This is a genomic window from Mycobacterium syngnathidarum (assembly GCF_001942625.1).
GTDB lineage: Bacteria > Actinomycetota > Actinomycetes > Mycobacteriales > Mycobacteriaceae > Mycobacterium > Mycobacterium syngnathidarum.
This window is the reverse complement of the sequence record NZ_MLCL01000033.1, coordinates 18,433-37,579: the sequence shown is the minus strand read 5'-3', so window position 1 is coordinate 37,579 and position 19,147 is coordinate 18,433. Positions and strand designations below refer to the sequence as shown.

Sequence of the window (19,147 nt, the reverse complement as noted above, 5' to 3'; positions counted from 1 at the left end):
TGTTGAGCACGCACCTACCGGCGAATGCGATGGAGTGACGGGATGACCTTCAACGAGGGTATGCAGATCGACACGAGCACCACTTCCAGTTCCGGTGGTGGCCGCGGCCCCGGCCGTGGCATCGCGGTCGGCGGTGGGATCGGGGGCCTGTTGATCGTGGTGCTCGCGATGTTCCTGGGCGTGGATCCGGGCACGGTGATGCCTCAGCAACAGCAACTGCCCGTCAACGGTGTCGAAGCCGAGGGCTTCGACCTGAGCCAGTGCAAGACCGGTGCCGACGCCAACTCCAAGGTCGAATGCCGCGTGGTGGCGACCGGCAACTCCGTGGACGGTGTCTGGCAGCAACTGCTCAAGGGGTACACGCGTCCGCACATCCGCTTGTTCAAGGGACAGGTCCAGACCGGATGCGGCCCGGCTACCAGTGACGTCGGGCCGTTCTACTGCCCGGTGGACAAGACGGCGTACTTCGACACCGACTTCTTCCAGGTACTCGTCAACCAGTTCGGTTCCAGCGGAGGCCCGCTCGCGCAGGAATATGTGGTCGCCCACGAGTTCGGCCACCACGTGCAGGACCTACTGGGTGTTCTGGGCCGGGCTCAGCGTGACCCCGAGGGCGCCACCGGCGCGGGTGTGCGCACCGAACTGCAGGCCGACTGCTACGCGGGTGTCTGGGCGCACTACGCGTCGATCACGCGGCAGGAGGGCACCGACGTACCGTTCCTACAACCGCTGAGCGACAAGGACATCGCCGACGCGCTGTCGGCAGCCTCCTCGGTGGGCGACGATCGCATCCAGAAGCAGGCCACCGGCCGGGTCAACCCGGAAGCTTGGACCCACGGCTCTTCCGAGCAGCGGCAGAAGTGGTTCACCATCGGCTACCAGACCGGTGATCCGAACAAGTGCGACACCTTCGCCGCGAACAACCTTGGCTAGGGCCGCGACCGCCGTCGACACGGTGGCCGAGCGCTACCTGGACACCTACGCGCGCCTGGACCCCTGCGCCGCAACAGAATTGGGCATCACCGGCCACGACGACGAGGTCACCGACTACTCGCCGCAGGGAGTGACGGCTCGCGCGGAAGCCGCCCGCGCCACGTTGCGCGAGCTCGACGGGATCGCGCCCGTCGACGACGTCGATGTGGTCACCGTGGCCGCACTGCGCGAGCGGCTCGGCGCGATCGTCGATGTGCACGACGCCGGACTGGATCTGGGCGAGCTCAACGTCATCGCCTCGCCGTTGCAGACCATGCGCGACGTTTTCGACCTGATGCCCACCGACACCGAGGCCGATTGGGCGCTGATCGCCGCGAGGTTGGCGAAAGTGCCCGAGCGGGCAGCAGGCTACGCCACCGCCCTGCGCGAAGCCTCCCGCGGCCATCACGCGCCGGCCCTGCGTCAGGTCACCCGGGGCGTCACCCAGGCCCGGCAGATCGCGGAATTGTTCGGCCAGATGGGCACCGGTGCGGCACATGGAAATCGGCGACTCTCGGCTGATCTGCGCAAACACAGCGACGCTGCGGCCGACGCCTACCGGCAACTGGGCGATGTACTGCGCGAGGAGATCGCACCGCGCGCCCGGCAATCCGACGCGTGCGGCCGCGACGCCTACGGGCTGATGTCGCGGTTGTTCCTGGGCACCTCCGTGGACCTCGACGAGGCCTACGACTGGGGTTTGGGGTTGCTCGATGCCGTTGTGGCCGAACAGGAATCGATTGCCCAGCAGCTCTATCCGGGCGCCACGGTCGCCGAGACACTGCGCCGGCTCGACGAGGAACCGCGCTACATCATCGGCGGCACGGACGCCCTCCAGGCTTGGATGCAGGATCTGTCCGACCGCGCGGTGGAATCGCTGGCCGGCACGCACTTCGACATCGACGGACCGCTACGCACACTGGAATGCCGGATCGCGCCGACACACACCGGCGGCATCTACTACACCGGCCCGTCGGAGGATTGGTCGCGGCCCGGACGCATGTGGTGGTCGGTTCCGCCGGGGGTCGAGACATTCCACACCTGGCAGGAAACCACCACGGTCTTCCACGAGGGCGTCCCAGGGCACCATCTGCAGATCGGTCGTGCGGTGGCACTGGCAGATCAGCTCAACCGGTGGCGACGGCTGGGCTGCTGGGTCTCCGGCCACGGTGAGGGGTGGGCGCTGTACGCAGAGCGGCTGATGGCCGAGCTGGGCTGGCTCGACGATGCCGGCGACCGCATGGGAATGCTGGATGCACAACGGTTCCGGGCGGCCCGGGTGGTGATCGACATCGGCGTGCACTGCGGCCTGACCGCACCCGACGGTGAGGTGTGGGATGCCGAGCGGGCGTGGAACTTCCTGACCTCGCATTCGGCCATGGCCGAGGAAAACCTGCGTTTCGAGCTGGACCGTTATCTGGGCTGGCCGGGGCAGGCCCCGTCGTACGCCATCGGCCAGCGGATCTGGCACGAACTGCGCGACGAAAGTCTGCGCCGGGGATCGTCACTACGGGAATTTCACGGTCGCGCACTCGATCTGGGCGGACTCCCCCTCGATGTGCTCAGATCGGCGTTGTCGTCCGACTGACCGCTGACGGACACTGGTGGCATGGAAGATCTGGAGCCCGACACCAAGGACTGGACCTGGGTGCTGTCGCGCCCCTGCCCTGAATGCGGGTTCGATCCGGCGGCCGTGCACCCGCGCGAGGTGGCCGGACTGATCCGCGACGACGCCGAACGGTGGGTGCCGCGGCTGAACCGCCCCGGAGTGGCCGCCCGGGCCCGTGCGGACCGCTGGTCGATCCTGGAATACGGCTGTCATGTCCGCGACGTGCACCGGATCTTCGAACAGCGCGTGCAGATGATGCTGACCGAGGACGATCCACAGTTCCCCAACTGGGACCAGGACGCCACCGCGATCGCCGACGACTACGGCTCGCAAGATCCGGGAATCGTCGCCACCGAATTGTTCGATGCGGCCGGCGTCGTCGCCAACACCTACGACCAGGTGCCCGCTGATGCCTGGTCGCGTCGTGGGCTGCGCAGCAACGGCAGCGAGTTCACCGTCGCCACCATCGCGATCTATCACGTGCACGACATCGTCCATCACGCATACGACATATCCCAGGCGTGATGTGACTCACAGCCCAAGGCTGTCACAGTTCAGCCGCCGAGCGGTGTCTGAGAGTGTGACATCCACGGGCATAGGGGGAACATCTGAACGCGACCGAGGTATTCGCCGGGCACCGCCCCCTGCTCTTCACCCTGGCATACGAGATCCTGGGTAGCGCCGCCGACGCCGAAGACGTGGTGCAAGACAGCTACCTGCGCTGGATCAACGCAGGCGAGGTCACTCATCCGCATGCGTATCTCGTGCAGATCGTCACGCGGCAGGCTCTGAATGCTCTGCGCACAAACCGGCGCCGACGTGTTGACTACGTAGGCAATTGGCTTCCCGAGCCGATCCAGACCGCGTCGGACGTGAGCGAGGACGCCGTGCTCGCCGAATCCGTTTCCATGGCAATGCTGCTGGTCCTGGAGACACTGAGCCCTGACGAACGCGTGGTGTTCGTCCTCGGCGAGGTATTCGGATACAGCCATCCCGAGATTGCGCTCGTGGTGGGCAAATCCGATACCGCGGTGCGTCAAATCGCCCATCGGGCACGTCAACACGTACAAGCCCGGCGGCGGCGCTTCACTCCCGACAGGCAGGTGGCGCGGGCCGCGGTCAAGAAGTTCCTGCGAGCAGCGCACACCGGAGATATCCAAAGCCTCGTCGAAGCGATGGCGCCCGGGGTCGTCGCCCTGTCCGACGGCGGCGGCCGGGTGTCGGCAGCGCGTCGACCGGTCACCGGGCCACGACGGGTCGCGCAGTTCATGGCCGGACTCGCTCAGGGCAGCATGGCCGGCCTCGACATCGAATTCGGGAGTTACAACTCGATGCCGGCCGTCTTGTTCCACCGAGACGCAGTACTGGACTCGGTACTGCTCATCGAGGTGACCGACGGACTCATCACGGCCCTGTACGCAATGCGCAACCCTGACAAACTCCGCGCCGCCGGCGTAACCCGCACCCTCACCCGACACCAGGAGAACTGATGCAGACCGTCACCGTCGAGCGGACCATCGAAGCACCGCAGGACGAGGTCTTCGACTTCATGAGCAACGCCGCCAACTTCACGCGCTCTGCGCTGGTACTTCGACAGCGGCTGGCCCGACCCGGCCTCCAGGCCCCCTACGGACCGGGTGCGGTACGCATCCTGCTCTGGACCATCGGCTGGTTCCGGGAGCGCATCACCGCCTACGACGCACCCCGCTCCTTCGACTACACGGTCGAACGCAGCTTCCCGCCGTCGGAACACCGGCACGGTCGAGTCAGCTTCGCCACGGTCGATGGCGGTACCCACGTCGTGTGGACCACGACGTTCCGGGTGAAGTTCCCACTCGTCGGCGATGCGCTGACGCGCTGGGTGGGCCGACCGATGCTGACCAGGGTGTTCAACGATGTGCTGGACGCGGCCGCGGCGGATCTGCCCAAAACCTGACCACATTGAACACATCTCGATAATGTGTGCAAATGCGCGAGGCGGACCGGACGGTGTCACCCGCGCTGCTCGCCGCCACCGCTGAGACACTCAGGCGTTTGGGCCCAAGACAATTCAGTCTCACCGCGGTTGCCGAACACGCCGGAGTATCCCGAGGCACCGTCCACAACGCTCTCGGTAGTCGCGACAACGCCGTCAGAGTCGGGCTCGACCACCTCGCCGGCGCTTTCATCGAGACCATCGCGGCCCAGGCCGGCTGCCGTGACACCCTGGCCGATCAGGTCGCGGCAGCCGCGGTGGTCATCTGCGCGCACCGCCGGCAGTCGGATTCCGTGGCGCCGCGCGGCATCAACGAGAGCATCCTGGTGCTGCTGTTGCGCAACACGGGCGACGACCTGATGCGCCGATCGATCGACCTGTGGAAGCCGTTCGTGCGGGCGGCCCAGGAACGCGGGGAGATCGCGCCGGGCGTTGCACCGGCGCGGGCCAGCGAATGGATCGTGCGCCTGCTGCTGAGCTTCGAACTTCTCCCACCGATCGGCGTGAACCTCGACAGTCCGCGCGCGGTCAAACGATTCGTGTCCGACCACATCGTCGTCGGCCTGTCCGGAAGGCAGCAATGACCGAGCCAGATCACGAGGTGGCCATCATCGGCGCCGGCCCCGGCGGCATCGCAACCGCATATCTGTTGCGTCAGAAGGGTATCCACGACTTCATCATCATCGAACGCGGCAACGACTTCGGCGGCACCTGGCGCGACAACCACTACCCCGGCCTGGCCGTCGACATCCCCACCCTGTGGTACCAGCTGTCGTTCGCCCCCAATCCGAACTGGAGCAGGTTCTTCGCGCCCGGCCCGGAAATTCATCGCTATCTGCAGGAGACGGCTGCCGGTCTCGGACTCTACGACCACTTGCGGCCCAACTCCGAGGTGATTCGGCACGAGTGGGACGACGAGCACGGGCTGTGGCGACTGCAGATCCGCGACGGCGCACCGGTGACCGCACGTTTCCTGGTCAGTTCGGTGGGCGGGTACGTCAACGCCAAGGACACCGTCGACATCGCGGGTATCGAGGACTTCGCCGGGACCATCCTGCGCCCCAACGACTGGGACGACAGCTACGACGCCAGGGGCAAGCGCATCGCGGTGATCGGGACGGGATCTTCGGGTGTCCAGATCGCCGCAGCACTGTCCGCGGAAGCGGCCAATCTCGATGTCTACCAGCGCACTCCGGCATGGGTGCTGCCGAAGGTCGACTTCGACTTCTCGCCGTGGATGCGCCGGGTGTTGCGCCTGCCCGGGGTGGTTCCCATCGTCAATGTGGCCGGACGGCTGGCGATGGACATCTTCATGGTGGCACCCATCGTTCACGTGTTCTCCCGGCTACCGGACAAGTTGTTGCGCCGGCTCATGCCGCTCTACGACAGCTGGTCCCGCCTGCTGTACCGGGTGTTGGTCCGCGCGGTCGTCGATGACCCGGAAACGCGGCGAAAGTTGGTGCCGCGCTATGGCATCCTGGCCAAGCGGCCGGTGATATCGAGCGCATTCCTGCCTGCCCTGAACAATCCCGACACCAACCTGATCACCACACCGATCGAACGAATCACCGCGACCGGGGTGCGGACCACCGACGGTGTCGAGCACCCGGCCGATCTGCTGGTACCGGCCACCGGCTACGAGCTGTGGATCGATCCGGAGACCTACCGCCCGGATACCGTGTTGGGCGCGTGCGGGTTCGACCTCGCCCGGTATTACCGCGCGCACGGCCTGCAAAGCTACGCCGGCACCGCCCACCCGCGGCTGCCCAACCGCTGGGAGATCGTCGGGCCGCTCGGCTTCGTCGGATTCGCCTGGCTGGACTATGTCGAGACCATGGCCGCACACGCGGTGCGGATGATCGATGAGACCCGCCACCGCGGTGCGCAGGTCACCGCCGTCACCCAGGATGCGTTCAACCGCTGGAACGCACGGATGCGCCGGGACGGCCGCGTCGCGCACCTGTACTACACCGCGACATCGGGCTTGAACACCTACTTCGTCAACTCCCAACACGAAACCCCGTACTACCGGCCACAGACGATCACCGGCTCCCGGCAGTTCGCGCGCCGCTCCCCGTTGTCCGACTACGAATTCAGCAATGTCCGCGTCCCTGCGCTTCCCGAGGAGCAACCCGCATGAGCCACACCGATACTCCACTGGCCGGACGAGTCGCCTATGTCACCGGAGCCGCGCGCGGACAGGGCCGCTCGCATTGCGTGCGACTGGCCCGGGCCGGAGCCGACATCGTCGCGCTCGACGCCTGCGCACCCGTCGCCGCGCACAACGGATACGCCGCCGCCACCCCGCAGGATCTGGCCGAGACGGTGGCATTGGTCGAGGGAGAAGGCCGCAAGATCCTGGCCCGCGAGGTCGACGTGCGCGATGCCGAAGGCCAACGCCGCCTGGTCGCCGACACGATCGAGCAGTTCGGCCGTCTCGACATCGTGGTGGCAAACGCGGGCGTGCTCAATTGGGGCCGGCTGTGGGAGATTTCGGCACAGCAGTGGCAGGACATCCTCGACATCAACCTCACCGGGGTGTTCAACACCATGCAGGCGGCGGTGCCGCCCATGATCGAGGCCGGCAACGGCGGGTCGATCATCGCGGTCAGTTCGGCGGCCGGAATCAAGGCGGTGCCCGGTTGCGGTCACTACTGCGCGAGCAAGTTCGGCGTCGTCGGGCTCACCAATTCCCTGGCCGTCGAGCTGGGCGAGTTCGGGATCCGGGTCAACTCGATCCACCCGTACGGCACCGACACACCGATGGGCAACGACCTGTCGATGTACCAGATGTTCGCCGACCACCCCAACTACATCCACAGCTTCTCCCCCGGCGCCCTGCCGACGGATTCCCTGGCCCCACCCGACACCATCTCCGACATCGTGGTGTGGCTGGCCAGTGATGCGGCATCCCTGGTCACCGCCGCTCAGATCCCGGCAGACAAGGGGTATCTGAAGATCTGAGCGGCGGCGACGGCACTACAGCCGTGAATGCTCGGAGATGTTGGTATCGGTGGTACGCAGCGGGCGGATCAACGCATCCTGACTGAACGACGCGATGAGCTCGCCCTCCTCGGTGTGCACGGCACCGCGCACATACGACATGCCCGCACCCACCTGGGTGCTCTCGTGGCTGTAGAGCAGCCAGCCGTCCCAGCGGACGGGCTCGTGAAAACTCACCGTGACGGTCATCGGCGCCGTGGACACGGTGAGATGAGCCTGGGCGGTGCCGATGCCCTCGTGCGCGCGCATGGTGGTTGAAATCCCCAGGTGCCCAGTAAAGTACGCGATCAACGCCTTGGCCAGGTCATCGCGGGCCGGGACGGGCTCATAGCGCAGCCAGGCATACAGCTCGGGCGGGCCTACCTCATCGGGGCTGTTGACATCCACGACGTCGACCAGTCGCAGCTCGCGGCCGGTCATCGGCATGTGCGAGACATTCGCGTCTGCCGGGCCTGCGACTTCGGGGCGCGGCAGGTGATGACGGATCACGTCACCCGACGGGACGTCGGTGAACACCGTTATGGTGATGCAGCGCTTGCCGTTCTGGGAAGCGGCGACGACCGCGGTGGCCGTGGAACGACCGTCACTGATCACGTCGATGTCGAGTTCGACCGGCGGTCCCACCATGACCGCGCGGGCGAACACCGCATGTGCCGATCGGATCGACTTGTCCGGAAAGCGTTTGGCCACGGCGACGATCGCGGCGCCCACGATCTGAGTCCCTTCCACCACCTGACGCTCGTCGACACCGGCGATGCCGGTCTGCACGGTGAAGCGGTTCTCGCCCGCGGGCTCGGCGTCGAAAAGATCGAGCAGCATCTGCAGTGTCCACTGCATCGGCTCGGCCTCTTTGCGTGCCTCAGATTCTGCGGTCATTGCCTTCCTTCCATTCACGCGTTGATGACTGTCTCGGCGAATTCCGAAATAGTTCGGGGGGCCGCGAAATCGGCGAACCATACGTAGAAACGTTCGACGCCTTGGGCGGACAACCCGGCGAAGTGGGCGGTGAGTTCGGCAGCGTCGCCGCACACCAAGCCGTCCCCGAGGTGACCGAACAGGCGGGTGCTGCGTTCGGTGACCGCCGACCGGTCAACGCCACGCCCCACGAAACCGACCATCTGCTGCAGCGAGACGCGCGCCGAGCCCACCTTCGGCATGAGCGCCGGCAACCGATCGAGCTGATGCGAAGGAATGTTCCACCAGTCGGCATGGGCGCGCACGAGTTCCATCATGCGTTTCCCGGTTCCGCCCAGTACCAAAGGAATTCGATGCGCTGGGCGTGGTGTCTGCGCTCGTTCGCCCTCGCCCCAATACTGCTGCAGCAGCTGCAGGTTCTCGTCGAGCCGGCGCACCCGCGCCGCCGCATCCCCGGTCTCGATGCCGAACCGCTCGAACTCCCGGGGCCACGAACCCGAGCCCAGTCCGAGCTCGAACCGTCCGCCGCTGGCCGCCGACAACGTCACCGCCTGTTTGGCGAGCACGCCAGGATGCCGGAACGCATCGCACAACACCAAGTGACCGATCCGCAGCCGCTCGGTACGCGCGGCCACCCACGTCGCGACTGTCATCGCCTCCCAAATGCTTTGGTGCGTCGCGCCGGGGGCTTCGAGATGATCGATGAACGCGATGCCATCGAATCCGCCGGCCTCGGCCACCCGCGCACGCTCGACGATGTCGTCGACGTCCAGCCGCACCTGGGGCAGGAACAGGAACCACTCGCTCATCGATCCAACACAGTAATCACAAGCCGCCTATTGCTTCTACAGAAACGGTAACGTCATTCTCGCAAGTGGAGCATGACGGAGGTGATGGCGCAATGGCTAGGCCGGCCGAACGACCGTCCGGCGACGCGCGCGCCGAGGCGCATGCGGACCGGGCCCGCCGGTTCATGAAGTCGGCACTGGCCATCCTGGGTGAGACCGGACGCACCGACTTCACCGTGCTGGAGGTCGTGGAACGCTCCAAGACCTCACTGCGGTCGTTCTACCAGCATTTTTCCACCAAGGATGAGCTACTTCTGGCCCTCATCGACAAGATCATGGCCGAGTCCACCGACCGCTGGCGTTCCGACACCGACGGGCTGGGGGGACCCGACGCATTGCGGTCACTCATCGAGCGCATCACCATCCCGGCGTCGTCGAGCACCCAGGACAGCATCAACCGCGGCCTGACGTTCTACAACGACCATCTCGCCGAGTCCCTGCCCCGCGAATACGCCCGGGTGCTCGCGCCGTTGCACGAGCTCATCGGCGATATTCTGCGACGCGGAATCGACGCGGGGACCTTCCGGTCGGGTATCGACATCCAGAGCACCGCCGCGCTGATCATGCAGTCGGTGCTGGGCGCGATGCGCCTGCGTTCGCTGGGCGTGGAACTCAACGGGGCGCCGATCGACGGCGAGGACATCTACGAATTCTGCGTGCGCGGTCTACTGACCGCCGAATCCCCGTCCTGAGCAGCACGTTCTCAGCATTTTGAGCGATCGCCCGAATGCGCTCTTCCGCGCTGTCGCTGACGTGGTAACGTCATTACCAGTTTCGAAAACCAGACTCTTCCAGGAGGCGAACATGCCCTCACGCGAGCTTCCGTACCCGGTGTTCGACGCCGACAACCACTTCTATGAGCCCAAGGAAGCGCTCACCAAGTTCCTGCCCGAGCACCGCAAAGGCGTCATCGACTACATCGACGTGCACGGCCGCACGAAGATCGTGGTGCGCAACCACATCAGCGACTACATCCCGAACCCCACCTTCGAGGTGGTCGCCAGGCCCGGCGCCCAGGAGGAGTACTTCCGGCACGGCAGCGGCGGCAAGAGCTACCGCGAGGTGATGGGCAAGCCCATGAAGGCCATCCCCGCCTTCCGCAATCCCGAAGCGCGCCTCGAGGTTCTGGACAGCCTCGGCCTCGACTACACGATCATGTTCCCGACGCTGGCCAGCCTGGTCGAGGAACGCCTCAAGGACGATCCGGACCTGATCCTCGACATCATCCACGCGCTCAACGAGTGGATGTACGAGACCTGGCAGTTCAACTACGCCGACCGCATCTTCTCCACGCCCGTCATCAATCTCGGCGTCGTCGACCGTGCCCTCGAAGAGCTCGAGTGGTGCTTGGCGCGCGGCGCGAAGACAGTGCTGGTCCGCCCGGCGCCGGTGCCCGGCTATCGCGGCACCCGCTCGCTGGGCTTCCCCGAGTTCGACCCGTTCTGGGACGCCTGCGTCAAAGCCGGTATCCCGGTGTGCATGCACGCCTCGGACAGCGGTTACGCGCAGTACCTCAACGACTGGGAGCCGGCCGACGAGTTCCTTCCGTTCAAGCCGACGTCCTTCCGGATGGTCGCGATGGGCAAGCGCCCGATCGAGGACACCATGGCCGCACTGGTCTGCCACGGGGCCCTGACCCGCAACCCGGATCTGCGCATCCTCTCGGTCGAGAACGGCGCATCGTGGGTGCCCTACCTGTTCTACCAGTTCAAAGACGTCTATTCGAAGATGCCGCAGGAGTTCCCGGAGGATCCGATCGAGGCATTCAAGCGGGGTGTCTACGTCGCCCCGTTCTGGGAGGACGACTTCAAGCAGATGGCCGACCTGGTGGGCATCGACCGCATCATCTTCGGATCCGACTGGCCGCATCCCGAAGGGCTGGCCGATCCGATCAACCTGGTCGACGACCTGCAGGCACACGGCCTCGACGAGGAAGGTGTCCGAAAGGTCATGGGCGGCAACCTGGTCGACCTGTTCAAGGTCGAGAACAAGAAGGTGTACCGGCCCGACGTCCCGGCACTCGTCCTGAACTGATCTAGTCCTCCTCACACAAAGAAGCTGGGCCGACTCCATGACCGATGTGGCAAATCCCGAACAGATGCTGTTCACCTCCACCGCGCAGGCCTTCCTGGAAAAGGAGGTGCCGCTGACCCGGGTGCGTCAGCTGCACGCCGAGGGCACGGCATTCGAATCCCAATGGTGGGGGCGGGCAGCGGAATTGGGCTGGGCCAGCCTGCTGGTGCCCGAGGAGCTCGGCGGTGGCAGCCCGTCCGGGGACGGGGTCGGTGATCTGGCTGTGCTGGCCGAGCAGGCGGGCCGCACGGTGGCGCCCGGTCCACTGCATCCGGTGAGCATCGCGCTGGCCGGCCTGGTCGAAGCTCCCGGCGGGCACGAGGAACTGATCGAAGCCCTGGTGTCCGGTGAGGCTGTGGCATCCTGGGCCGCCTATGAGCCCAACCGGCCGTTCGGCGCCGTGCAGTCCCCCACCGGCATCGGAACCACGGCCACCCGCACCGAGTCGGGCTACCGGATCGACGGCACCAAGGACCGCGTCGAAGCCGGCGACCAGAGCGCCACGGTGCTCGTCGTCGCCGTCTGCGACGGGCAGGTACGGCAGTTCGTGGTGCCCACCGACGCGGCCGGCGTCACGGTCACCCCGCAGAAGTCGGTGGACCTGGTCAAGCGTTACGCCCGCATGCAATTCGACGGGGTCGAGGTCGGCGAAGCCGCTGCGGTGGGTTCCGCCGAGCAGACCCCGGCCATCATCGAACGCCAGCGCCAGGTCGCCCTGCTGCTGCAGTGCGCCGAGATGGTCGGAATTCTCGACACGGTGCTCACGATGACCAATCAATGGCTCGCCGACCGGCACAGTTTCGGCCGTCCGCTGGCCTCGTACCAGGCGCTCAAGCACCGCGCCGCCGACATGAAGATGTGGTTCGAGGCCGCGCGGGCCACCACCGCCGGAGCGGTGGCCGCGGTGTCCGCGCGCTCCCCTGAAGCGGCGAAGCTCGTCAGCGTCGCGAAAGCCTATGTGGCCGAACGCGCTCCGGTGATGCTGCAGGATTGCGTGCAGTTGCACGGCGGCATCGGCGTGACGTGGGAACACGACCTGCATCTGTATCTGCGGAGGGTCGCCCTGTACCGGGCGTTGTACGGCTCCCCCGAAGACCACCATCGCGCGGTGTACGCCCTGAGCCGCAAGTCCCGCGCAGCCGAGGAGATCGAGGCATGACGGATACCGTGAGCACCACCGCGACCACAGAGTCTGTCGAGGAGTTCGCCCTGCGCGCTCGATCCTGGCTGGCCGAGAACATGCCGGCCATCGATCCGGACAATCCCCCGTTTTCGGTACGTGCCGAAAACGAATCGTGGGAGCGGGCAAGGGAACTGCAGAAGCGTCTTTACGAAGGCGGATTCGCCGGCATCTGTTTCCCGCGCGAGTACGGCGGCCTGGGCCTGGATTACGCCTATCAGAAGGCGTTCAACGACGAGTGCGTCAACTATGAGATGCCGCTGATTCTCAACACCCCCTCGTTCACCATCTGTGGCGCAACGATTCTCGACATGGGCAGCGAACAGCAGAAGCGCGAGCGCATTTCGGCGACGATCCGCGGTGACGAGGTGCTGTGTCAGTTGTTGTCCGAGCCCAGTGGCGGGTCGGACCTGGCCGGTGTGATCACCCGCGCAGAGTTGCGGGGCGACACCTGGATCATCAACGGCGCCAAAACCTGGAGCACGAGTGCGTTCGCCGCCGACTATGGCCTGATGCTCGCGCGCACCGACTGGACCGTGCCGAAACACCAGGGCCTGACGATGTTCCTGGTTCCGCTGAACGCACCGGGCATCACGATGCGGCGTATCACCGAGGTGAACGGCAACGAGGAATTCTGTGAGGAGTTCTTCGACAACCTGGAGTTGCCCGCGGACACCGTCGTCGGCGAGGTCAATGACGGCTGGACGGTCGCCTCGCGCCAGCTGCATCACGAACGTCGCGCTGTCGGTGGCGGTTCCGAGTTCGCCAGCGGGACCGGGGCCGAGAATGCCAATGAAATGCCGCCGGACCACGTCGGGCTGGCCGAAGTCACCGGGCAGGGTGACGACGCCCGGGTCCAGGATCTGGCGGGGCGCGCCCTGGTGAGGCGAATCGTCAAGAAGCAGCTCATCGATCATGTCGGTACCGCTATCGGCAACGGTTCACTGCCGCCGAATGCGGGCACCTTGATCCGGCTCTTCCACGCCGAGACCACCGAACTTGAGGTGGACACCGCACTGGCCATCACAGGCACGGCCGGCGTGGTGGACGAGGGCTCCGAAGACGCCCCGGAGCTGGCCGGCCTCCTCGAGATCGGCGTGCGTTATCTGTCCCGCCAGACCGGATCGCTGGGTGGCGGCAGCTCGGAGATGGCGCGCAATGTGATCGGCGAGCGGATCCTGGGCTTCCCCCGCGAGCCCGCGGCCGACCGCGGCGTGCCGTTCAATCAGGTCAAGCGCAACAAGAGCTGACCGGCACGCGACGACGACTCAGAACAGCGTCGGCTGCACGACCGCCGGCTCCGCCACCATCTCCGGCGGCGGGGCCGGAGGCATTCGCATCGTCCGCGCCAGTCCGTGCCGGGCAACCAGCGGCGCGACGCGCGCCCGCAGCATGTCGCGATACTCCGGGGGCAGGTATGCCCCGCGGCGATACAGCCGCTGATAATCGCCGACCAGGCCGGGACGCGAACGCGCCAGCCAATCCATGAACCAGCCGCGGGTGGAACCGCGAAGGTGCAAGCCGAACACGGTCAACCCCGACGCTCCGGCCGCGGCGATCCGGCCGAGCAGCGCGTCGAGTTGCTCGACTGAATCGGACAGGTAGGGCAACACCGGCGCGACCATGACGTGGCACTCGAGGCCGGCCTCGCGGATCGCCCCGATCAAGCCCAGGCGTGCCTGGGGCGAGGGGGTGCCCGGTTCGACATCGCGGTGCAGAGCGTCGTCACCGATCGCCAGGGACACCGCCACACTGACCGGAACCTGAGTGGACGCGTCGGCGATCAACCCGAGGTCGCGGCGCAGCAGCGTGCCCTTGGTGAGAATGGAGAACGGAGTTCCGGAGCCCGCCAAGGCCTCGATGATCCCGGGCATCAGCGCGTATCGGCCCTCGGCACGTTGATAAGGATCGGTGTTGGTGCCCAGCGCAACCGTCTCCCGGTTCCACGACCGGCGGCGCAATTCGCGGTGCAACACCTCCGCGACGTTGGTCTTGACCACCACCTGTGAGTCGAAATCGGACCCACAGTTCAAATCGAGGTACTCGTGGGTGGGGCGGGCGAAGCAGTAGCGGCACGCATGGCTGCAACCGCGATAACCATTGACCGTGAAACGAAACGGCAGCGCCGAGGCCGCCGGGACCTTGTTGAGGGCAGACTTGCACAGCACCTCGTGGAAGGTCATCCCCTCGAACTGCGGCGACCGCACACTCCGTACGAAACCCACCCGCTGCAGACCGGGCAATGCGCCGTCATCGACCCCGACCGCCTGACCATCCCAGCGCACCCACTCATCGAACATTTGTTCGACGGTGATGTCAAGGTAATTCCACACGTGTCAACGTGGGGATCAGCTCGGAACACACATCCGGGAAGGCGGCAAGGAACAAAGGCCAGGAAAAGACTGGTGCGCCGGTGCCGCGGTTTCGGGTACGGCACCGGCGCGCGCCGTGGGCGCTAGCCCAGTCACTCGCGCGTCGAGCGGAAGCGGAACCGCCCGACGCGCACTCACTTATCGAACAACAGTTCGAGTGCCCCGTCAAGGCCGATCCCAGTCCGTGGGAACCTCGCGGTCGAGCCGCAAGCGGTTCAGTACCAGACCACTACCACTGGCCGAGCTGGCAACGCGGGCTGTAAGGATGATCGTTCTGAACGGCAATCTGGCCGTCGACGGCGATCTCGCAGTGCGCGTTGGGCTCGGCCCGTCCGCCGTGCGTGGTGCTCGCGACGGTGAAGATGGCCCACTGCGGATCGGCGAGCATGGTTTCGAACACCCACGGGGCATCCGGACCGACGTTGACCGTTGCCTTCTGCAGGTACTTGTACGCGTCCGCGTTGTAGGCGTCCTTGCTTGCAGGCTGCGTCGTCAGATAGTAGAGATCGAATTCGTAAGGTGCGCCTGAGGTCAGCGTGTAGGTGACCTTGTGGCCCTGGGCATCCGGCTCCGCATAGGACGTTGCGTTGGAGACCGCCATCCCCGCAGCCGCCAGAACCAGCGCTGCACCGACCGTGGTTGTCGCTTTTCGCATGTTCCTCATATCGACGCAGGCTACCGCCTTGTTACAGGTGCGACTAACGGGTCTGCCGGTACCGCTTCAACGGCAAACCAACTCGGCCTAGCTTGAGGTTAATTTGTTTGTCACACACAGACATTTCCCAGTAACAGCCGCGATCTAACGTCCCGATTCGACACCCGAACAGGGTGTCAGCCTCTTGCACCGCTGCCGAGCGTAATCGGCCGAGAAGCGCTGCCATTCAAGGGAAAGGTCGCCCATGCGAGTTCCAGGACGTGCCCCGTTGCGTCGGTCGACGTTAGCCGCAGGGAGTTTGATCGCCGCAACCAGCCTGCTACTTGCCGGCTGCGGCAGCCGTGCGAGCGAAACCGACTCAGCAAACGCAGCTTCATGCGTGGACACCTCCGGACCCAAGATCAAGGTCGGATCGCTGAACTCACTGTCTGGCACGATGGCGATTTCCGAGGTAACGGTCCGCGATGCGATCAAGCTCGCGGTCGAGGAGATCAACGCCAAGGGCGGCGTCCTGGGCAAACAGATCGAGCTGATCGGCGAGGACGGGGCCTCCGAGCCCACCGTGTTCGCCGAGAAGGCCGAAAAACTGATCAGCAGCGACTGCGTGGCGGCGGTGTTCGGCGGTTGGACGTCATCGAGCCGAAAGGCGATGCTTCCGGTGTTCGAGAGCGCCAACGCCCTGCTGTACTACCCCGTGCAGTACGAGGGCCTGGAGTCGAGCAAGAACATCTTCTATACCGGCGCCACCACCAACCAGCAGATCGTCCCGGCGCTGGATTACCTCAAGGAGAAGGGCGTCAAGTCGCTCTACCTCGTCGGCAGCGACTATGTGTTCCCGCAGACGGCCAACCGAATCATCAAGGCCTACGCCAAAGAGAACGGCATCGAGATCAAAGGCGAGGACTACACCCCGCTCGGCTCCACGGACTTTTCCACCATCATCAACAAGGTCCGCAGTGCCGACGCCGACGCGGTGTTCAACACGCTCAACGGCGACTCCAATGTGGCGTTCTTCCGTGAGTACAAGAACGTCGGCCTGACCCCGCAAGAGATGCCGGTGGTCTCGGTCTCGATCGCCGAGGAAGAGGTCGGCGGTATCGGCGTGCAGAACGTCGCCGGCCAGCTGACCGCGTGGAACTACTACGAAACCATCGACACCCCGGTGAACAAGGCCTTCGTCAAGGCCTACAAGGACTTCGTCAACGATCCCAAGAAGCCCACCTCCGATCCCATGGAAGCCGCCTACGTCTCGGTCTACCTGTGGAAGAACACCGTCGAGAAAGCCGAGTCCTTCGACGTCGCGGCCGTCCAGGACAACGCTGACGGCGTCAGCTTCGATGCCCCCGAAGGCAAGGTCACCATCGACGGCGAGAACCACCACATCACCAAGACCGCCCGCATCGGTGAGATCCGGCCCGACGGCCTGATTTACACCATCTGGGAGTCCAACGGCCCCATCGAGCCCGACCCATTCCTGAAGTCATACCCGTGGGCTGCGGGGCTGTCCGGATAAGCATGGACATCCTCATCGGCCAGCTGGCAACGGGGTTGAGCCTGGGCTCGATCCTGTTGCTGGCCGCACTCGGCCTGTCCCTGACCTTCGGCCAGATGGGCGTCATCAACATGGCGCACGGCGAATTCATCATGGCCGGTTGCTACACCGCCTACGTGGTTCAACAAGTCATCACCAATGCCGGTGCCTCACTATTGGTCTCGCTGCTGGTCGGGTTCGTCGTCGGCGGCGCGATGGGAGCGCTGCTGGAGGTGACGTTGATCCGGCGGATGTACCACCGGCCGCTGGACACGTTGCTGGTCACCTTCGGGGTCGGACTGATCCTGCAACAGGTGGCTCGCGACATCTTCGGCGCACCCGCTGTCAATGTCGTTGCCCCGGCATGGCTGTCGGGTGGGGTCGAGATTCTCGGCGCGGTGGTGCCCAAGACCCGCATCTTCATCCTGGTGCTGGCCGTCGTGTGCGTGGCGGTGCTCGCCACCGTACTGAAGACCAGCCCGATGGGGCGCCGGATCCGGGCCGTGGTGCAGAACCGCGATCTGGCCGAAACCAGCGGGATCTCGTCACGCAGAACCGATATCACCACCTTCTTCATCGGGTCGGGACTGGCCGCGGTGGCCGGTGTGGCATTGACCCTGATCGGCTCCACCAGTCCGACCATCGGCCAGAGCTTTCTGATCGATGCCTTCCTGGTGGTGGTGGTCGGTGGCCTGGGCCAGGTCAAGGGCACCGTGATCGCGGCGCTGGCCCTCGGCTTCCTGAACTCGTTCATCGAATACAGCACCACAGCGTCGCTGGCCAAGGTGATCGTGTTCGCCATCATCGTGATCTTCCTGCAGGTGCGCCCGCAAGGATTGTTCACGGTTCGGACCAGGAGTCTGGCATGAGTGCACTGACGCAGGGAGTACGCACGAGCCTGGGCCGCTGGCAGACCTGGGCCGGATTCGGGGCCGCGGCGATCGTGCTCTTCGGCGTGGCGCCGGCGGTGTTGTCGGACTTCCGGCTCAGCCTGCTGGGCAAGTTCCTGTGCTTTGCGATCGTGGCGGTGGGCATCGGACTGGCCTGGGGCCGGGGCGGCATGCTGGTGCTCGGCCAGGGCGTGTTCTTCGGTCTCGGCGGCTACATGATGGGGATGCACCTCAAGATCGCCGACGCGCAGATCCGCGGGAATGCCGTGCCCGACTTCATGCAGATCGCCGGCGTGCGACACCTGCCCGGCTACTGGGAACCATTCGCTTCCCCCGGGTTCACGTTGTTGGCAATCCTGCTGCTGCCTACGGTGATCGCGGCCGTGCTCGGCTTCGGCGTGTTCAAGCGCCGGGTCAAGGGCGCCTACTTCGCGATCCTGTCGCAGGCATTGGCGGCCGCGCTGGCGATCCTGCTCGTCGGCCAGACGAGCCTCGGCGGCAGCAACGGGCTGACCAATTTCCGGACCTTCTTCGGATTCAACCTCAACGACCCGGTGAACAAGCGGATGGTGTATTTCCTTGCCGCAGCCACGCTTCTGATCGTCGTCGCCCTGGTTCGTCAGCTGATGTACAGCCGGTACGGCGAATTGTTGGTCGCCGTGCGCGACGGTGAGGAGCGCGTCCGGTTCCTGGGCTACGACCCGGCCAACATCAAAGTCGTTGCCTACACCCTGGCAGCGATGTTCGCCAGCATCGCCGGCGCCTTGTTCGTGCCGATCGTGGGATTCATCGCGCCGTCGCAAGTCGGCATCGTGCCGTCCATCGCCTTCCTGATCGGCGTCGCGATCGGCGGCCGCACCACACTGCTCGGCCCGGTGCTCGGCGCCATCGGCGTCGCCTGGGCACAAACCCTGTTCTCCGAACGGTTTCCCTCCGGGTGGATCTATGCCCAAGGCCTGCTGTTCATCGTGGTCGTCGGGTTCTTCCCCGCCGGTCTGGCCGGGCTCGGTGCGCTCTTCACCCGGTGGCGGCGCGCGCGTGCTGCCGCACCGAATCCCGAGGATTCCCAGCCCGAGACGGCACCCGACGCCGATACCGAGAAAGTAGGTGCCGCATCGTGATCG

Annotated in this window: 19 protein-coding genes; 15 read left to right on the top strand and 4 right to left on the bottom strand. The window is 65.6% G+C overall.

Going from position 1 to position 19,147, the window contains the following annotated elements; genetic code table 11:
• Window positions 1-42 precede the first annotated feature (42 nt).
• The 8 genes from ypfJ (at window position 43) to BKG60_RS10670 (ending at window position 7,520) form a co-directional block, all read left to right on the top strand.
• Window positions 43-933: a KPN_02809 family neutral zinc metallopeptidase gene (gene ypfJ / locus BKG60_RS10705; RefSeq protein ID WP_070186901.1), complete on the top strand. Its 891-nt coding sequence runs from the start codon at window positions 43-45 to the stop codon at window positions 931-933.
• Window positions 926-2,560 (top strand): DUF885 domain-containing protein, encoded by a 1,635-nt coding sequence (locus tag BKG60_RS10700; protein WP_070943617.1) that lies wholly within the window; start codon window positions 926-928, stop codon window positions 2,558-2,560. The genes ypfJ and BKG60_RS10700 overlap by 8 nt, the downstream gene beginning before the upstream one ends.
• Window positions 2,561-2,581: 21 nt before the next feature.
• The gene (locus BKG60_RS10695; RefSeq protein ID WP_070186903.1) at window positions 2,582-3,106 is read left to right on the top strand and encodes a DinB family protein; all 525 of its coding nucleotides are present in this window, start codon (window positions 2,582-2,584) and stop codon (window positions 3,104-3,106) included.
• Between the two features lie 83 nt (window positions 3,107-3,189).
• Window positions 3,190-4,071 (top strand): RNA polymerase sigma-70 factor, encoded by an 882-nt coding sequence (locus BKG60_RS10690; RefSeq protein WP_070943616.1) that lies wholly within the window; start codon window positions 3,190-3,192, stop codon window positions 4,069-4,071.
• A complete protein-coding gene (locus BKG60_RS10685; protein WP_070186905.1) occupies window positions 4,071-4,517 on the top strand; it encodes an SRPBCC family protein in 447 nt (148 codons plus the stop codon). Before BKG60_RS10690 ends, BKG60_RS10685 begins: the two co-directional genes overlap by 1 nt.
• Window positions 4,518-4,549: 32 nt before the next feature.
• On the top strand, window positions 4,550-5,140 hold the full coding sequence (locus BKG60_RS10680; RefSeq protein ID WP_070186906.1) for a TetR/AcrR family transcriptional regulator: 591 nt from the start codon (window positions 4,550-4,552) through the stop codon (window positions 5,138-5,140).
• Window positions 5,137-6,696 (top strand): flavin-containing monooxygenase, encoded by a 1,560-nt coding sequence (locus BKG60_RS10675; RefSeq protein ID WP_070186907.1) that lies wholly within the window; start codon window positions 5,137-5,139, stop codon window positions 6,694-6,696. Before BKG60_RS10680 ends, BKG60_RS10675 begins: the two co-directional genes overlap by 4 nt.
• Window positions 6,693-7,520, top strand: a complete 828-nt coding sequence (locus BKG60_RS10670) for a mycofactocin-coupled SDR family oxidoreductase (RefSeq protein ID WP_070186908.1) — start codon at window positions 6,693-6,695, stop codon at window positions 7,518-7,520. Before BKG60_RS10675 ends, BKG60_RS10670 begins: the two co-directional genes overlap by 4 nt.
• A gap of 15 nt (window positions 7,521-7,535) precedes the next feature.
• On the opposite strand, the gene BKG60_RS10665 is transcribed toward BKG60_RS10670, so the two are convergent.
• Window positions 7,536-8,435 carry an acyl-CoA thioesterase gene (locus tag BKG60_RS10665; protein WP_070943615.1) on the bottom strand — a complete coding sequence of 300 codons (900 nt, stop codon included), beginning with the start codon at window positions 8,433-8,435 and terminating at the stop codon, window positions 7,536-7,538.
• Window positions 8,436-8,449: 14 nt separating this feature from the next.
• Complete coding sequence (locus BKG60_RS10660; protein ID WP_070186910.1) at window positions 8,450-9,283, bottom strand: LLM class flavin-dependent oxidoreductase; 834 nt, start codon at window positions 9,281-9,283, stop codon at window positions 8,450-8,452.
• Between the two features lie 92 nt (window positions 9,284-9,375).
• On the opposite strand from BKG60_RS10660, the gene BKG60_RS10655 reads away from it, so the two are divergent.
• From BKG60_RS10655 to BKG60_RS10640, 4 genes are all read left to right on the top strand, one after another.
• On the top strand, window positions 9,376-10,014 hold the full coding sequence (locus tag BKG60_RS10655; protein WP_070186929.1) for a TetR/AcrR family transcriptional regulator: 639 nt from the start codon (window positions 9,376-9,378) through the stop codon (window positions 10,012-10,014).
• 112 nt (window positions 10,015-10,126) lie between these two features.
• A complete protein-coding gene (locus BKG60_RS10650) occupies window positions 10,127-11,356 on the top strand; it encodes an amidohydrolase family protein (RefSeq protein WP_070943614.1) in 1,230 nt (409 codons plus the stop codon).
• Between the two features lie 37 nt (window positions 11,357-11,393).
• Window positions 11,394-12,554: an acyl-CoA dehydrogenase family protein gene (locus tag BKG60_RS10645; protein WP_070943613.1), complete on the top strand. Its 1,161-nt coding sequence runs from the start codon at window positions 11,394-11,396 to the stop codon at window positions 12,552-12,554.
• Window positions 12,551-13,825 carry an acyl-CoA dehydrogenase family protein gene (locus tag BKG60_RS10640; RefSeq protein WP_070943612.1) on the top strand — a complete coding sequence of 425 codons (1,275 nt, stop codon included), beginning with the start codon at window positions 12,551-12,553 and terminating at the stop codon, window positions 13,823-13,825. Before BKG60_RS10645 ends, BKG60_RS10640 begins: the two co-directional genes overlap by 4 nt.
• Window positions 13,826-13,843: 18 nt before the next feature.
• Here BKG60_RS10640 and BKG60_RS10635 read toward each other — a convergent pair whose 3' ends face one another.
• On the bottom strand, window positions 13,844-14,860 hold the full coding sequence (locus BKG60_RS10635) for an Rv2578c family radical SAM protein (protein ID WP_070943735.1): 1,017 nt from the start codon (window positions 14,858-14,860) through the stop codon (window positions 13,844-13,846).
• 316 nt (window positions 14,861-15,176) lie between these two features.
• Window positions 15,177-15,611, bottom strand: coding sequence for a hypothetical protein (locus tag BKG60_RS10630; protein WP_070943611.1), 435 nt, complete (start codon window positions 15,609-15,611; stop codon window positions 15,177-15,179).
• 235 nt (window positions 15,612-15,846) lie between these two features.
• Between BKG60_RS10630 and urtA the strand changes: the two genes are divergently transcribed.
• Genes urtA through urtC form a run of 3 tightly spaced genes read left to right on the top strand, consistent with a single transcriptional unit; the run spans window position 15,847 to window position 19,144 of the window.
• Window positions 15,847-17,115, top strand: a complete 1,269-nt coding sequence (gene urtA / locus BKG60_RS10625; protein ID WP_070943610.1) for an urea ABC transporter substrate-binding protein — start codon at window positions 15,847-15,849, stop codon at window positions 17,113-17,115.
• 2 nt (window positions 17,116-17,117) lie between these two features.
• Window positions 17,118-18,002 carry an urea ABC transporter permease subunit UrtB gene (urtB, locus tag BKG60_RS10620; protein WP_070943609.1) on the top strand — a complete coding sequence of 295 codons (885 nt, stop codon included), beginning with the start codon at window positions 17,118-17,120 and terminating at the stop codon, window positions 18,000-18,002.
• Entirely contained in the window at window positions 17,999-19,144 is a 1,146-nt protein-coding gene (gene urtC / locus BKG60_RS10615) for an urea ABC transporter permease subunit UrtC (RefSeq protein ID WP_070943608.1), read from the top strand. Before urtB ends, urtC begins: the two co-directional genes overlap by 4 nt.
• Window positions 19,145-19,147: the final 3 nt, after the last annotated feature.

Bases quoted from the DNA above. Each gene is read 5' to 3' on its own strand.
- urtC (WP_070943608.1), top strand. From the start codon at position 17,999: ATGAGTGCACTGACGCAGGGAGTACGCACGAGCCTGGGCCGCTGGCAG.
- BKG60_RS10660 (WP_070186910.1), bottom strand. From the start codon at position 9,283: ATGAGCGAGTGGTTCCTGTTCCTGCCCCAGGTGCGGCTGGACGTCGAC.
- ypfJ (WP_070186901.1), top strand. From the start codon at position 43: ATGACCTTCAACGAGGGTATGCAGATCGACACGAGCACCACTTCCAGT.
- BKG60_RS10675 (WP_070186907.1), top strand. From the start codon at position 5,137: ATGACCGAGCCAGATCACGAGGTGGCCATCATCGGCGCCGGCCCCGGC.
- BKG60_RS10630 (WP_070943611.1), bottom strand. From the start codon at position 15,611: ATGAGGAACATGCGAAAAGCGACAACCACGGTCGGTGCAGCGCTGGTT.
- BKG60_RS10655 (WP_070186929.1), top strand. From the start codon at position 9,376: ATGGCTAGGCCGGCCGAACGACCGTCCGGCGACGCGCGCGCCGAGGCG.
- BKG60_RS10670 (WP_070186908.1), top strand. From the start codon at position 6,693: ATGAGCCACACCGATACTCCACTGGCCGGACGAGTCGCCTATGTCACC.
- urtB (WP_070943609.1), top strand. From the start codon at position 17,118: ATGGACATCCTCATCGGCCAGCTGGCAACGGGGTTGAGCCTGGGCTCG.
- BKG60_RS10650 (WP_070943614.1), top strand. From the start codon at position 10,127: ATGCCCTCACGCGAGCTTCCGTACCCGGTGTTCGACGCCGACAACCAC.
- BKG60_RS10685 (WP_070186905.1), top strand. From the start codon at position 4,071: ATGCAGACCGTCACCGTCGAGCGGACCATCGAAGCACCGCAGGACGAG.
- urtA (WP_070943610.1), top strand. From the start codon at position 15,847: ATGCGAGTTCCAGGACGTGCCCCGTTGCGTCGGTCGACGTTAGCCGCA.
- BKG60_RS10640 (WP_070943612.1), top strand. From the start codon at position 12,551: ATGACGGATACCGTGAGCACCACCGCGACCACAGAGTCTGTCGAGGAG.
- BKG60_RS10695 (WP_070186903.1), top strand. From the start codon at position 2,582: ATGGAAGATCTGGAGCCCGACACCAAGGACTGGACCTGGGTGCTGTCG.
- BKG60_RS10645 (WP_070943613.1), top strand. From the start codon at position 11,394: ATGACCGATGTGGCAAATCCCGAACAGATGCTGTTCACCTCCACCGCG.
- BKG60_RS10665 (WP_070943615.1), bottom strand. From the start codon at position 8,435: ATGACCGCAGAATCTGAGGCACGCAAAGAGGCCGAGCCGATGCAGTGG.
- BKG60_RS10680 (WP_070186906.1), top strand. From the start codon at position 4,550: ATGCGCGAGGCGGACCGGACGGTGTCACCCGCGCTGCTCGCCGCCACC.